Here is a 13,912-nt window from a genome sequence, read left to right on the forward strand (position 1 = left end):
CAGTCCACGATAATTGGCACTGTTCCTGGAAACCACGAGTACGACTTAAATACGGCAAGCTAACCTTAGATCAACTTGCCGTCAGTTACTGCATTATTGCGGTCTGAAACGCATTGGTGCGTTTTTAAACACTTCATACACAGCCTGTGAAGGCGGCTTCGGAATACGTGCCTGTTTGGCAGCGGCGATCGCTGCCTGACAGAGTGCGGGGTCGCCGCCTTCTGACTTAACATCAATCAACAATCCGTCAGGCGCAAGTTTAATCCGTAAATCACAACTTTTTCCGCGATACAGATCCGCATCATAGAATCGGCTTTGAATCGCACTGGTAATCTGACCAAGATAGGAGTTGATCTCCGCACCGGACGCACCGGCTTTCTTCTGATTACCCTGCCCTGCCGCGCCACCCGAGGTGCCGCTTTTCGGCGCATTTTTGCCGGAAGCCAGTCCGCCTAACAGGTCATCAACATCGCTGTCATTGGCTGCATCAGCGGCGGCTTTGGCCTTTGCATCGGCTTTAGCTTTCGCGGCGGCGTCGGCTTTCGCTTTGGCTGCCGCATCGGCTTTGGCTTTCGCAGCGGCTTCAGCTTTCTCTTTGGCCGCTTCTGCTTTGGCTTTGGCGGCGGCTTCAGCCTTCTCTTTGGCGGCTTCTGCTTTGGCTTTGGCTGCTTCTGCCGCTTTCTCTTTGGCTTCTTCAGCTGCTTTAGCTTTCGCATCGGCCGCGGCTTTGGCTTTGGCTTCTGCTGCGGCTTTCGCCTCGGCGTCAGATTTCGCTTTGGCTTCGGCTACGGCTTTCTCTTTTGCTGCCGCGGCCGCCGCAGCTTTGGCCTGCTGATCGGCCTGTTTCTTCGCCTCAGCGGCCGCCTGCTTCGCCTGTTCGGCGGCGGCTTTGGCCTGCGCATCGGCTTCGGCTTTGGCATCTGCTTTCGCTTTAGCGGCGGCAGCTTCGGCAGTTTTTTGCTGCTCCTGCGCTTGCTTAGCGGCCTCTTCTGCCGCTTTCTGCTGCTCAGCTTGCTGCTTCGCCTGCTGTTTAGCAGTTTCCTGCGCTTCGAGACGCTCTTTCTCCAGCGCTTTCAGTCGCTGTTGTTCGGCCGCCTGTTTTTGTTGCAGCTCTTCAGCCTGCTGTTGCGCCTGCTTTTTACGCTGCTGCTCGGCGCGCTGGCTGTCGCTCTGCTGGTTCTGCTGACGGTTGTATTGACTCACTACCGCACCGGGATCGACCATCACAGCATCTATATCGCTGCCGCCGCCGCCGGCACTGCTGGCATCAATGTGCTCATTAAACGAGCTCCATATCAGCAGCGCGATCAGCACAATGTGCAGAATCACCGAAATGATTATCGCGCGCTTTAACTTCTCGTTTTGCTCGGTTGCCTTCGACACACTCGGTTCCCAAAAAACGGTTCGATTTTAAATCGGCTGCGTCATCAAACCGACAGATTTAACACCCGCCTGGTGCAGCAGGTTGAGCGCTTTAATAATTTCGTCGTAAGGCACTTCTTTCGCGCCTCCGATCAAAAAGACGGTCTTTGGATTGGCTTCCAGTCGACGCTGCGCTTCGCTGATCACCTGCTCAGGAGGCAGCTGATCCATACGATCGTGATCCACCACCAGACTGTACTGACCCACGCCCGCCACTTCGACAATCACCGGCGGGTTATCGTCACTGGCGACGGTTTTTGAATCGGTCGCATCAGGCAGGTCCACTTCCACACTCTGGGTAATAATGGGTGCCGTCGCCATGAAGATCAGCAACAGCACCAACAGGACGTCCAGTAGCGGAACGATGTTGATTTCCGACTTCAGGTCGCGGCGTTTGCGACCACGTACTCTGGCCATCATTAACCTCTATTTACTTAGCGCTATCGCTGGAGAAAGCCTGGCGATGCAGAATGGCGGTGAACTCTTCCATGAAGTTGTCGTAGCCCTGCTCCAGTTTATTCACGCGCTGGTTCAGACGGTTGTACGCCATAACCGCCGGGATCGCTGCAAACAGGCCGATTGCCGTGGCAATCAACGCTTCCGCAATACCCGGTGCAACCATCTGCAGGGTCGCCTGCTTCACCGCGCCCAGCGCGATAAAGGCGTGCATAATCCCCCAGACGGTACCGAACAGACCGATATATGGACTGATGGAGCCGACGGTGCCGAGGAAAGGAATGTGGTTTTCCAGCGCCTCCAGTTCACGGTTCATCGAGATACGCATCGCCCGGCTCGCGCCCTCGATCACCGCTTCCGGTGCGTGGTTATTGGCCCGGTGCAGACGGGCAAACTCTTTGAAACCCGAGTAGAAAATCTGCTCCGATCCAGCGAGTTCGTCACGACGACCCTGGCTTTCCTGATAGAGACGGGAGAGTTCGATACCGGACCAGAATTTGTCTTCAAACGCCTCCGCTTCGCGCCCCGCCGCGTTAAGGATACGCGTACGCTGAATAATGATCGCCCAAGAGGCAATCGAAAAGCCGATCAAAATCAACATGATAAGTTTGACCAGAAGGCTCGCCTTCAGGAACAAATCAAGAATGTTCATGTCAGTCACTGCTTGAACTCCGCGACAATAGACTTGGGAAGCGCAATCGGCTTCATCAGATGTGGGTTAATGCAGGCAATCAGGACTTCTGCCTCATTGAGCACTTTGCCTTCAGCATTCACGATACGCTGGGTAAACGTCATGGTAGCCCGGGTCATTGATGTCACTTCACTCTGGATCTCCAGAAGGTCATCAAGACGCGCCGCCGCCAGATAGTCCACCGTCATACGCCGCACCACAAAAGCGACCTGCTGTTCTAACAGCGTCTGCTGATTGAAATGGTGCTGACGCAACATTTCGGTACGTGCTCGTTCATAAAAAGCGATATAGCTGGCGTGATAAACCACGCCACCGGCATCAGTGTCTTCGTAGTAGACCCGAACCGGCCAGCGAAACAGCGTTGTACTCACTCTACATCCCGGCCTCGTTTTAAACGTTGCTACTATACGCAAGACAAATCGGGTTTGGAATGGGTCGCCAGAGCCAGGCGAAAATAATTATCGCTCCGTAACAAACGGAACGATTTCAGGGAGATTTCTTGACCGGACGCTGACAAAAACTCACTCACAGCGTCGATATGGCGGGAGGTTAAGCGTAAAAGCGGTAAAGCGCGATAAACAGCACCCCCATTGCCGGTAAGGGCGAAAACAGCGCCTGCCATCGGGTTTGCTGTGGCCGGAAACCCACGCCGTGGATCACCGCACTACAGATGGCCCAGATGAGCAGCAGCGCCTGCAGAGCCGGCAGTCTGCCGGTGTGATCGGCAAAGCGCGTCGGGTCCCACAGCACGCCGCCGGCCGTGACCAGCGCCAGCAGCAGTGAAAGGGCCCGTAACGGGCCCTTGTCCATCAGACGATACAGCATCTGAATCGGTGTGCGCATCAGTGCGACTCATCCTGCGCATCGATATGCTCAATCGCCAGCGCGGTGACGATACCAAAGGCACAGGCCAGCAAGGTGCCAAGAATCCAGGCAAAATACCACATGCGTCGTCTCCTTAATCAGTAGAGTGAGTGACTGTTGCTTTCGATGTGCTCTTTGGTGATACGGCCAAACATCTTCCAGTAACACCAGCTGGTGTAAGCCAGAATGATCGGCACGAAGATCACCGCAGCGACGGTCATAATTTTCAGCGTCAGCAGGCTGGAGGTGGCATCCCACATCGTCAGGCTGATGCCCGGCACCGTGCTGGAAGGCATGATGAACGGGAACATCGCGATACCCGCCGTCATGATGACGCAGGCCAGAGTCAGTGAGGAGAACAGGAACGCCCAGGCGCCCTTCTCAAGCCGGGAGCAGATCACCGTCAGCAGTGGCAGCAGCACGCCGAGCAGCGGGAACAGCCACAGCACCGGCTGGTTCTGGAAGTTCACCAACCAGGCACCCGCTTCCCGCACCACGGTTTTACCCAGCGGATTCGAGGCGGCGAAGTGATCGAGGGTGCTGGTGACGACGTAGCCATCAATACCATATTTCACCCAGACGCCCGCCAGCACGAAGCAGACCATCATCACCAGCGCGGCAATCTGTGCGACCGCGCGTGAACGCAGATGCAGTTCGCCGCTGGTGCGCATCTGCAGATAGGTCGCGCCCTGCGCCAGAATCATCGCCACGCTGACTACGCCCGCCAGCAGGCCAAACGGATTCAGCAGCTGGAAGAAGTTACCGGTATAGAACAGGCGCAGATATTCATCGGCATGGAAGGGAACGCCCTGCAACAGGTTGCCGAACGCCACGCCAATCACCAGTGGTGGCACAAAGCTGCCAATGAAAATGCCCCAGTCCCAGGCACCGCGCCAGCGGTTATCTTCAATCTTGGAGCGGTAATCAAAGCCGACCGGCCGGAAGAACAGCGAGGCCAGCACCAGAATCATCGCCACATAGAAGCCTGAAAAGGCCGCAGCATAGACCATCGGCCAGGCGGCAAACAGCGCGCCGCCGGCGGTGATCAGCCATACCTGATTGCCATCCCAGTGCGGGGCGATGGTGTTAATCATGATGCGGCGTTCGGTATCGTTGCGGCCCAGAATGCGCGTCAGCATGCCGACGCCCATATCAAAACCATCTGCCACGGCGAAACCGATCAGCAGTACGCCTATCAGCAACCACCAGATAAAGCGCAGAACTTCATAATCAAACATGGTCGCTCTCCTTATCCCTGTACCGGCTGAGTCATCGCCGTGATCTGTTCATGATGGTAACGCCCGGTTTTCAGGCTGCTCGGCCCAAGGCGGGCAAATTTGAACATCAGGTACATCTCAGCCACCAGGAACAGGGTGTAGAGACCGCAGATCAGGATCATTGAGAACAGCAGATCGCCCACCGTCAGCGACGAGTTAGCGACTGCAGTCGGCAACACTTCACCGATGGCCCACGGCTGGCGACCGTATTCCGCCACAAACCAGCCTGACTCGATGGCAATCCACGGCAGTGGAATACCGAACAGGGCCGCTTTCAGTAACCAGCGGTTCTTGCCAATGCGGTTACGAATAACACTCCAGAAGGACAGCGTAATCACGCCCAGCAGCAGCACGCCACAAAGCACCATGATGCGGAACGCGAAATAGAGCGGTGCCACGCGCGGAATGGAATCCTGTGTCGCCTGCTGGATTTGCGCTTCGGTGGCGTCAGAGACGTTAGCGGTATAGCGTTTCAGCAGCAGACCATAGCCGAGATCCTGCTTGTGGCTGTTGAAGGCTTCGCGTACCGCCGGGTCCTGGCTGCCGCCACGCAGTTCATTCAGCAAGGCGTAGGCTTTCATGCCGTTGCGGATGCGGACTTCATGCTGCGCCATCAGATCTTTCAGCCCGGTAACCGGTGTGTCGGTGGATCGGGTAGCGATCAGACCAAGCAGCCACGGAATTTGAATGGCATATTTGTTTTCGCGGGTCTCCTGATCCGGCAGGCCAAACAGAGTAAACGACGCCGGAGCGGGCTGGGTTTCCCATTCAGCTTCAATCGCTGCCAGCTTGGTTTTCTGCACGTCACCCATTTCGTAACCGGACTCATCGCCCAGTACGATCACCGACAGCACCGCCGCCATGCCGAAGCTGGCCGCAATGGCGAACGAGCGTTTAGCAAAGGCGATATCGCGTCCTTTCAGCAGATACCAGGCGCTGATGCCGAGAATAAACATCGCACCGGTGGTGTAGCCTGCCGCCACGGTATGGACGAATTTGACCTGGGCAACCGGGTTGAGTACCAGCTCGGAGAAGCTGACCATCTCCATGCGCATGGTTTCGAAGTTGAACTCAGAGGCGATCGGATTTTGCATCCAGCCATTCGCCACCAGGATCCACAGCGCCGACATGTTTGAGCCCAGCGCCACCAGCCAGGTGACGGCCAGATGCTGCACTTTACCCAGCCGATCCCAGCCAAAAAAGAACAGGCCGACAAAGGTGGATTCGAGGAAGAACGCCATCAGCCCTTCAATGGCGAGCGGCGCACCAAAGATATCGCCGACGTAGTGAGAGTAATATGACCAGTTGGTCCCGAACTGAAATTCCATGGTCAGGCCGGTAGCCACGCCGAGCGCGAAGTTAATACCGAATAACTTGCCCCAGAATTTCGTCATATCTTTATAAATCTGTTTGCCGCTCAGGACGTATACCGTCTCCATGATCGCCAGCAAAAACGCCATACCCAGCGTTAAAGGCACGAACAGAAAATGGTACATCGCCGTTAAGGCAAACTGTAACCGCGACAGCTCGACGATATCTAACATAATGACTCCTTGCTCCTCGCATTATCCCGTTACGCGCATCACAGAGGCGCGCGTAATCTGAGTCAGGAACGACTGTTTATTAATTCCAGTTTTTTATACCCAGCAGAACAGAGTGATGAGCTGCCCGTAGCTGGTGAATAACGGGTAAAGCAGCCCTGACTGTCAATGCAGCGCTAATCTCAACGTATGCAAAAACAACAGAAAAGCGGGTATCACCCCGGGTAGAGCAAACGTTTGAAAGTTTGTGTGAAAGGCTGAATTGATGTAGCGCAATTTACGCCTTTAGCGTTACGCTTTGCCAGCGGAATAGTTGGTTATAACTCGCGAATAATTGATCTGGAATAACGTAATAAATTTCCAGATAGGGTCAGGTAGGTTTCTTGTTATCAGGATGTCATCGTCGGGCTGAATATTATTTAAAAAATATTACCTTTGCTGCTTTTAATTAACTCCAGGCATTTTTCTGGCGGTTATTCTGCTGCGCCGTCGATTCAACAGCGCGGCCGGGTACCGGCAATAGAAGGCATAAAAAAAGCCACCCGCAGGTGGCTTTGATGTTCGATCTGTTTGGCTTATTTCGCCGGCAGGACAGCTTTCACCGCATCACCGATGTCAGCCAGGCTGCGAACGGTTTTCACGCCGGCCGCTTCCAGTGCCGCAAACTTCTCGTCTGCTGTGCCTTTACCACCGGCAATGATGGCGCCCGCATGGCCCATACGCTTGCCTTTTGGCGCCGTCACACCCGCGATATAACCCACCACAGGCTTGGTGACGTGCTCTTTGATGAACGCCGCAGCTTCTTCTTCCGCGCTGCCACCGATCTCACCGATCATCACGATCGCTTCGGTCTGTGGATCGTCCTGGAACATTTTCAGGATGTCGATGAAGTTAGAACCTGGGATCGGGTCACCGCCGATGCCGACACAGGTCGACTGGCCGTAGCCGATGTCGGTGGTCTGCTTAACGGCTTCATAGGTCAGCGTACCTGAACGTGAGACGATGCCGACGCGGCCCGGCTGGTGAATGTGACCCGGCATGATGCCGATTTTGCATTCGCCTGGGGTGATCACGCCTGGGCAGTTTGGACCAATCATCCGCACGCCCGCTTCATCCAGCTTCACTTTCACGGTCAGCATATCCAGCGTCGGGATGCCTTCGGTGATGGTGATGATCAGTTTGATGCCTGCATCGATCGCTTCAAGGATGCCATCTTTACAGAACGGAGCCGGCACGTAGATCACGGTGGCGGTTGCGCCGGTCGCTTCTACGGCTTCACGCACGGTGTTGAACACCGGCAGGCCCAGATGAGTGGTGCCGCCTTTGCCTGGCGTGACGCCGCCAACCAGTTGGGTGCCGTAGGCCAGCGCCTGCTCAGAATGGAAAGTCCCCTGGCCACCGGTGAAACCCTGGCAAATGACTTTGGTGTTTTTGTCGATCAGAATGGACATTATTTACCCTCCGCGGCAGCAACAACACGCTGTGCGGCGTCTGTCAGGCTGGTTGCTGCAATGATGTTCAGACCGCTGTCCGCCAGTTTCTGGGCGCCCAGCTCGGCGTTGTTACCTTCCAGACGTACCACCACTGGCACGTTCACACCCACTTCAGCCACTGCGCCGATGATGCCGTCGGCAATCAGGTCACAGCGTACGATACCGCCGAAGATGTTAACGAATACCGCTTTCACTGCATCGTCAGACAGGATGATTTTGAAGGCTTCTGTGACGCGCTCTTTGGTTGCGCCGCCGCCAACATCAAGGAAGTTCGCCGGTTGACCGCCGTGGTGCTTAACGATGTCCATGGTACCCATCGCCAGACCTGCGCCGTTCACCATACAGCCGATGTTGCCTTCCAGGGCGACATAGTTCAGTTCCCACTGTGTAGCATGGGCTTCACGTGGATCTTCCTGGCTTGGATCGCGCATTTCGCGCAGCTCTGGCTGACGGAACAACGCATTGCCATCGGCACCCAGTTTGCCATCCAGGCAGATCAGATCGCCCTGCTTAGTGATCACCAGCGGGTTGATCTCAACCATCGCCAGATCGCGCTCGAGGAACAGTGTCGCCAGACCCATGAAGATCTTGGTGAACTGACCGACCAGCTTGCCGGACAGGCCCAGTTTGAATGCCAGCTCACGGCCCTGATAAGGCTGTGGACCGGTCAGCGGATCGAGCGCCATTTTATGAATCAGGTGCGGGGTTTCTTCCGCCACTTTTTCGATTTCTACGCCGCCTTCAGTTGATGCCATGAAGATCACGCGACGCGTTGCACGATCGACCACCGCGCCCAGGTAAAGCTCCTGGTCGATGTCGGTTGCGGCTTCAACCAGAATCTGGTTTACCGGCTGGCCGTTCGCATCTGTCTGATAGGTTACCAGGCGTTTGCCCAGCCAGTTTTCAGCAAAGGCGCGAATCTCTTCTTTGCTGTTAACCACTTTCACACCGCCCGCTTTACCGCGGCCACCGGCATGAACCTGACATTTTACTACCCACGGGCCTGCGCCAATTTTCGAGGCAGCTTCTTCCGCTTCACGTGGTGTAGTACAGGCGTAACCGGTTGGTGCCGGCATGCCATACCGTGCAAACAGTTGTTTCGCCTGGTATTCGTGTAAGTTCATGATGTTCTATCCATTCAGGTCTGAAAAGAGTAAAGAGGTTGGGCGCGCGGCGAGGCGCGCCCGATGAAAATCAGACATCCAGCAGCAGGCGCGCCGGGTCTTCCAGCATCTCTTTCACCGCAACCAGGTAGCCGACAGATTCACGGCCATCGATCAGACGGTGATCGTAGGAGAGCGCCAGATACATCATTGGCAGCACCACGACCTGACCATTGACCGCCATAGGACGATCTTTGATGGCGTGCATGCCGAGGATGGCACTCTGTGGCGGGTTGATGATCGGGGTCGACATCAGCGAACCGAAGACGCCACCGTTGGTGATGGTGAAGTTACCGCCGGTCAGATCGTCAACCGTCAGCTTGCCGTCACGACCTTTCACCGCCAGTTCTTTAATTTTCTTCTCGATATCAGCCATGCTCAGCGCATCGACGTCGCGCAGCACCGGCGTCACCAGGCCGCGTGGCGTGGAGACCGCAATGCTGACGTCAAAGTAGTTGTGATAAACCACATCTTCGCCATCGATAGAAGCATTCACTTCCGGATAGCGTTTCAGCGCTTCAACTACCGCTTTGATGTAGAAGGACATGAAGCCCAGACGCACGCCGTGACGCTTCTCGAAAGCCTCGCCGTACTGCTTACGCAGATCCATGATCGGCTTCATGTTGATTTCGTTGAAGGTGGTCAGCATCGCGGTGCTGTTCTTCGCTTCCAGCAGACGTTCGGCAACACGTTTACGCAGACGGGTCATCGGCACGCGTTTTTCGCTGCGGTTAGCGACCGCAGGCTGTGGCGCACTGTCAGCGGCTGGCGCGGCGGCGGCTTTCGGCGCAGCAGGCTTGTTGGCCAGATGTTTTTCAACATCTTCACGGGTCAGACGACCACCCACACCGCTGCCTTTGATCTGCGAGGCATCGAGGTTATGTTCCGCAATCAGGCGGCGAATTGCCGGGCTGAGCGCATCGTTGCTCTCTTCTTCCAGTGAGGCGGTCTGACGCTGAGCCGGAGTCGACTCTTTGCTTTCAGACTTCGCGCTGCTCTCTTTACCGCCGCTGTTGCCCTCTTTCAGACGACCGAGGATCTGGCGTGAAGTGACGGTTGCGCCCTCATCTTCCAGCACGGCTTCTAAAATGCCGTCAGCGGATGCAGGCACTTCCAGCACCACTTTGTCAGTTTCAATTTCGACCAGCACTTCATCGCGAGTGACTGCATCGCCTGGTTTTTTGTGCCAGGTTGCCACGGAGGCATCGGCAACCGATTCAGGCAGGTCGGGAACGAGAATATCTACGCTACTCATTATCTTTCCTTTTAATTAATCAACGTTCAGCGCGTCATTAACCAGGTCTTGCTGCTGTTTTTGGTGTACGGACATGTAACCCACGGCCGGTGAAGCGGATGCCGGGCGGCCTGCATAACGTAAGGTGGCACCAAATGGCACAACTTCACGGAAATGATGCTGGCTGCAGTACCAGGCGCCCTGATTCAGGGGTTCTTCCTGACACCAGACAAAATCCTGCACGTGAGAATACGCTTTTAAAGCTTCCTGTACCGCTTGATGCGGGAACGGATAGAGCTGCTCGATACGCACGATAGCGACATCGGTCTGCTCGTTTTTACGGCGCTGTTCCAGCAGGTCGTAATAGACTTTACCGGAGCAAAGCACGACGCGTTTAACGCCCTGCGGATCGAGATCGTCGACTTCGCCAATCGCCGGTTTGAAGCTGCCGTTAGCCAGCTCATCCAGCGTGGAGATCGCCAGCGGATGACGCAGCAGCGATTTCGGCGACATCACAATCAGTGGGCGACGCATTCCGCGCAGCGCCTGACGACGCAGCATGTGATAAACCTGCGCCGGCGTAGACGGCACGCAGACCTGCATGTTCTGCTCAGCGCAGAGTTGCAGATAGCGCTCAAGGCGCGCTGAGGAGTGCTCAGGACCCTGACCTTCGTAGCCGTGCGGCAGCAGCATGACCAGGCCACACATCCGGCCCCATTTCTGCTCGCCGGAGCTGATGAACTGGTCGATCACCACCTGAGCACCGTTGGCGAAGTCACCGAACTGCGCTTCCCAGATGGTCAGAATGCGTGGCTCTGCGGTGGCATAACCATATTCAAACGCCAGTACCGCCTCTTCTGATAGCACGGAATCCCAGACTTTGAACTGGCCCTGGCCGCTGTGCACGTGATGCAGCGGAGTATAGGTCGAGCCGTTCGCCTGGTTATGGATTACCGCATGACGGTGGAAGAAGGTACCGCGACCGGTATCTTCGCCCGACAGGCGAACCGGAATGCCTTCATCAACCAGCGTGGCGTACGCCAGGTTTTCAGCACCGCCCCAGTCAAAGGCTTTCTCGCCTTCGGCCATCAGACGGCGATCGTTGTAGATCTTGGCGACGCGTGACTGAACTTCTACCTCTTCCGGGACCTGGCTGATACGCAGCGCCAGTTCCTTCAGACGTTTCATGTCGACCTGGGCCGGATACGGCTCGTCCCACTCGTGATTGAGGTAAGGCGACCAGGTAAAGGAGTGCAGGCTCATCGGACGCCACTCTGGCACCACGCATTCGCCGGCATCCAGCGCATCGCGGTAGAGATTGACCATTTCGGTCGCATCTTCCTGGGTCGCTACCCCTTCACTTTCCAGACGGTCAGCATAGATTTTACGCGGCGTCGGGTGCTTTTTAATTTTCTGGTACATCAGCGGCTGGGTCGCACTCGGCTCATCGGCTTCGTTGTGACCATGACGGCGATAGCAGACCAGATCGATAAACACATCACGTTTGAAGGTGTTGCGATAATCGAGCGCCAGACGGGTAACAAACGCCACCGCTTCCGGGTCATCTGCATTGACGTGGAAAATAGGGGCCAGCACCATTTTGCCGATGTCAGTGCAGTACGGCGTTGAACGCGCATCTTTCGGGTTGGAGGTGGTGAAACCTACCTGGTTGTTGATCACGATGCGAACGGTACCGCCCACTTCGTAACCGCGCGCCTGGGACATGTTCAGGGTTTCCTGCACCACGCCCTGGCCGATTACCGCGGCATCACCATGAATGGTGATCGGTAAAACTTTGTTGCTGCTTGGCTCTTCCAGACGGTCAAGACGAGCGCGTACCGATCCCATCACCACCGGGCTGACGATCTCCAGATGCGACGGGTTAAACGCCAGCGCCAGGTGAACCAGGCCGCCTTCGGTTTCAACGTCAGACGAGAAGCCCATGTGGTACTTCACGTCACCGGTGCCGAGGTGCTCTTTATGCTTACCGGCGAACTCGTCGAACAGATCCTGCGGCTTTTTACCCAGCACGTTGATCAGCACGTTGAGACGGCCACGGTGCGCCATGCCGAGCACGACTTCGCGGGTGCCGCTTTTACCAGCATGACGGATCATTTCGCGCAGCATCGGAACCAGCGCATCGCCGCCTTCGAGGGAGAAGCGTTTGGCGCCCGGGAATTTAGCCCCGAGATATTTTTCCAGCCCTTCTGCCGCGGTCAGCTCTTTCAGGAAACCTTTTTTCTCTTCGCGGCTGAATGACGCATGGCCCACCACCGATTCCAGACGCTGCTGAATCCAGCGTTTCTCGTCGGTGTTATTGATGTGCATATATTCTGCACCAATTGAGCCACAGTAAGTCTGGGTCAGCGCCTCGAACAGATCGGCCAGCTTCATGGTCTCTTTGCCGATGGCAAAAGAGCCGACGTTAAAGCTTTCCTGAAAATCGGCGTCGGTCAGATCGTGAAAAGCCGGGTCCAGATCGGCAACCCGATCCTGCTTCCACAGGCCGAGCGGATCGAGATTGGCGTGCTGATGGCCGCGGAAACGAAACGCGTTAATCAGCTGCAGCACTTTCACTTGCTTCGAGTTGGTTTCTGGATCGGAGACGGATGAGGTGTAACGAGATGCATCTTTCGCCAGGCGACGGAAGTACTCACGTGTGGTGGAGTGAAACTGCTCAGGTTTCATTCCGGTGCCCGGTAACTGTTGGAACATCGAGCGCCACACTGCATCGACAGAGTCAGGATCGGTCAGGAAATCCTCATAGAGTTGCTCTATGTAAGACTGGTTCGCGCCGGCCAGCCAGGAGGAGTCCAGCCAGGGCTTCATCGCGCTGTTCTGCATTGTGATCCCTTAAGCATTGCTATGCTTTTTTGAGGTTTCATTTGTTGCCGCTTTCGCGGTTTGCCGTAGTGAGTTCAGCGATACGAGCACTGTGCGCAGCGCGCGCGTGGCCCGTAAGGGAACCTTTGTAAACGTGGTACCAGACCGCGCTTACAGAGGCTTCCGTAAACCACCGGGAACCTGAGGTTCCCGGATGGTGTGGTGCTTATGCCCCGCGTTGCAGCAGCATCGACTTAATATGGCCGATGGCGCGCGTCGGGTTTAGCCCTTTCGGGCATACGCTCACACAGTTCATGATGCTGTGACAGCGGAATACACTGAAAGCGTCGTTCAGATTGTCGAGACGCGCATCGGTTTCGGTGTCGCGGCTGTCGATCAGGAAGCGGTACGCGGCCAGCAGGCCGGCAGGCCCGATAAACTTCTCCGGGTTCCACCAGAATGACGGGCATGAGGTTGAACAGCAGGCACAGAGAATACATTCGTATAATCCATCCAGATGTTCGCGCTCATCCGGCGACTGCAGATGCTCACGTGCCGGCGGATTTTCCCCATTATTCAACAGGAAAGGCTTAATTTTCTCATATTGTGCATAAAACTGGCTCATGTCTACTACCAGGTCACGCACCACCGGTAAACCCGGCAGCGGACGGATAACGATTTTCTGTTTACCGTTGCCCAGCGCAGAGACCGGCGTGATGCAGGCCAGTCCGTTTTTACCGTTCATGTTGAGGCCGTCGGAGCCACAGACGCCTTCACGGCACGAGCGACGAAACGCCAGCGTCGGATCTTTCTCTTTCAGACGAATCAGCGCGTCCAGCAACATCATGTCGCGACCATCTTCCGCTTCCAGGCTGTAATCCTGCATCCGCGGTTTGTCGTCGACCTCTGGATTGTAGCGATAAATTGAAAACTCGAGTCTCATGATCG

13 protein-coding genes are annotated in these 13,912 nt (G+C 56.0%); all 13 read right to left on the reverse strand.

Annotation, left to right across the window (positions count from 1 at the left end):
* Positions 1 to 93: 93 nt before the first annotated feature.
* Complete coding sequence (tolA, locus tag FHW04_RS02150) at positions 94 to 1,383, reverse strand: cell envelope integrity protein TolA (protein ID WP_069728040.1); 1,290 nt, start codon at positions 1,381 to 1,383, stop codon at positions 94 to 96.
* 27 nt (positions 1,384 to 1,410) lie between these two features.
* Positions 1,411 to 1,839, reverse strand: coding sequence for a colicin uptake protein TolR (tolR, locus tag FHW04_RS02155; RefSeq protein ID WP_010260764.1), 429 nt, complete (start codon positions 1,837 to 1,839; stop codon positions 1,411 to 1,413).
* A gap of 13 nt (positions 1,840 to 1,852) precedes the next feature.
* Positions 1,853 to 2,539, reverse strand: coding sequence for a Tol-Pal system protein TolQ (gene tolQ / locus FHW04_RS02160; RefSeq protein WP_031374831.1), 687 nt, complete (start codon positions 2,537 to 2,539; stop codon positions 1,853 to 1,855).
* Positions 2,536 to 2,940 (reverse strand): tol-pal system-associated acyl-CoA thioesterase, encoded by a 405-nt coding sequence (ybgC, locus tag FHW04_RS02165; protein ID WP_031374830.1) that lies wholly within the window; start codon positions 2,938 to 2,940, stop codon positions 2,536 to 2,538. The genes tolQ and ybgC overlap by 4 nt, the downstream gene beginning before the upstream one ends.
* Positions 2,941 to 3,118: 178 nt before the next feature.
* Complete coding sequence (ybgE, locus tag FHW04_RS02170; RefSeq protein WP_031374829.1) at positions 3,119 to 3,412, reverse strand: cyd operon protein YbgE; 294 nt, start codon at positions 3,410 to 3,412, stop codon at positions 3,119 to 3,121.
* Entirely contained in the window at positions 3,412 to 3,516 is a 105-nt protein-coding gene (cydX, locus tag FHW04_RS02175) for a cytochrome bd-I oxidase subunit CydX (RefSeq protein ID WP_069728038.1), read from the reverse strand. The genes ybgE and cydX overlap by 1 nt, the downstream gene beginning before the upstream one ends.
* Before the next feature lie 15 nt (positions 3,517 to 3,531).
* Positions 3,532 to 4,671 carry a cytochrome d ubiquinol oxidase subunit II gene (gene cydB, locus FHW04_RS02180; RefSeq protein ID WP_069728037.1) on the reverse strand — a complete coding sequence of 380 codons (1,140 nt, stop codon included), beginning with the start codon at positions 4,669 to 4,671 and terminating at the stop codon, positions 3,532 to 3,534.
* A gap of 11 nt (positions 4,672 to 4,682) precedes the next feature.
* Entirely contained in the window at positions 4,683 to 6,254 is a 1,572-nt protein-coding gene (gene cydA / locus FHW04_RS02185) for a cytochrome ubiquinol oxidase subunit I (protein ID WP_031374827.1), read from the reverse strand.
* Positions 6,255 to 6,826: 572 nt separating this feature from the next.
* A complete protein-coding gene (sucD, locus tag FHW04_RS02190) occupies positions 6,827 to 7,702 on the reverse strand; it encodes a succinate--CoA ligase subunit alpha (protein ID WP_021508535.1) in 876 nt (291 codons plus the stop codon).
* Complete coding sequence (gene sucC / locus FHW04_RS02195) at positions 7,702 to 8,868, reverse strand: ADP-forming succinate--CoA ligase subunit beta (protein WP_046288453.1); 1,167 nt, start codon at positions 8,866 to 8,868, stop codon at positions 7,702 to 7,704. Before sucC ends, sucD begins: the two co-directional genes overlap by 1 nt.
* 70 nt (positions 8,869 to 8,938) lie before the next feature.
* Positions 8,939 to 10,162, reverse strand: a complete 1,224-nt coding sequence (odhB, locus tag FHW04_RS02200) for a 2-oxoglutarate dehydrogenase complex dihydrolipoyllysine-residue succinyltransferase (RefSeq protein ID WP_069728036.1) — start codon at positions 10,160 to 10,162, stop codon at positions 8,939 to 8,941.
* Positions 10,163 to 10,177: 15 nt separating this feature from the next.
* A complete protein-coding gene (gene sucA, locus FHW04_RS02205) occupies positions 10,178 to 12,985 on the reverse strand; it encodes a 2-oxoglutarate dehydrogenase E1 component (RefSeq protein WP_031374825.1) in 2,808 nt (935 codons plus the stop codon).
* A gap of 205 nt (positions 12,986 to 13,190) precedes the next feature.
* Positions 13,191 to 13,907: a succinate dehydrogenase iron-sulfur subunit gene (locus tag FHW04_RS02210; protein ID WP_031374824.1), complete on the reverse strand. Its 717-nt coding sequence runs from the start codon at positions 13,905 to 13,907 to the stop codon at positions 13,191 to 13,193.
* Positions 13,908 to 13,912: the final 5 nt, after the last annotated feature.

It is taken from the genome of Pantoea sp. AN62, assembly GCF_050432985.1.
In the GTDB taxonomy this organism is placed as follows: Bacteria; Pseudomonadota; Gammaproteobacteria; order Enterobacterales; family Enterobacteriaceae; genus Pantoea; species Pantoea brenneri.

What these genes read in the sequence shown, in the direction of transcription:
- tolR (WP_010260764.1), bottom strand. Translation starts at nt 1,839, where the DNA reads ATGGCCAGAGTACGTGGTCGCAAACGCCGCGACCTGAAGTCGGAAATC.
- ybgE (WP_031374829.1), bottom strand. Translation starts at nt 3,412, where the DNA reads ATGCGCACACCGATTCAGATGCTGTATCGTCTGATGGACAAGGGCCCG.
- cydX (WP_069728038.1), bottom strand. Translation starts at nt 3,516, where the DNA reads ATGTGGTATTTTGCCTGGATTCTTGGCACCTTGCTGGCCTGTGCCTTT.
- cydB (WP_069728037.1), bottom strand. Translation starts at nt 4,671, where the DNA reads ATGTTTGATTATGAAGTTCTGCGCTTTATCTGGTGGTTGCTGATAGGC.
- cydA (WP_031374827.1), bottom strand. Translation starts at nt 6,254, where the DNA reads ATGTTAGATATCGTCGAGCTGTCGCGGTTACAGTTTGCCTTAACGGCG.
- sucD (WP_021508535.1), bottom strand. Translation starts at nt 7,702, where the DNA reads ATGTCCATTCTGATCGACAAAAACACCAAAGTCATTTGCCAGGGTTTC.
- sucC (WP_046288453.1), bottom strand. Translation starts at nt 8,868, where the DNA reads ATGAACTTACACGAATACCAGGCGAAACAACTGTTTGCACGGTATGGC.
- odhB (WP_069728036.1), bottom strand. Translation starts at nt 10,162, where the DNA reads ATGAGTAGCGTAGATATTCTCGTTCCCGACCTGCCTGAATCGGTTGCC.
- sucA (WP_031374825.1), bottom strand. Translation starts at nt 12,985, where the DNA reads ATGCAGAACAGCGCGATGAAGCCCTGGCTGGACTCCTCCTGGCTGGCC.
- FHW04_RS02210 (WP_031374824.1), bottom strand. Translation starts at nt 13,907, where the DNA reads ATGAGACTCGAGTTTTCAATTTATCGCTACAATCCAGAGGTCGACGAC.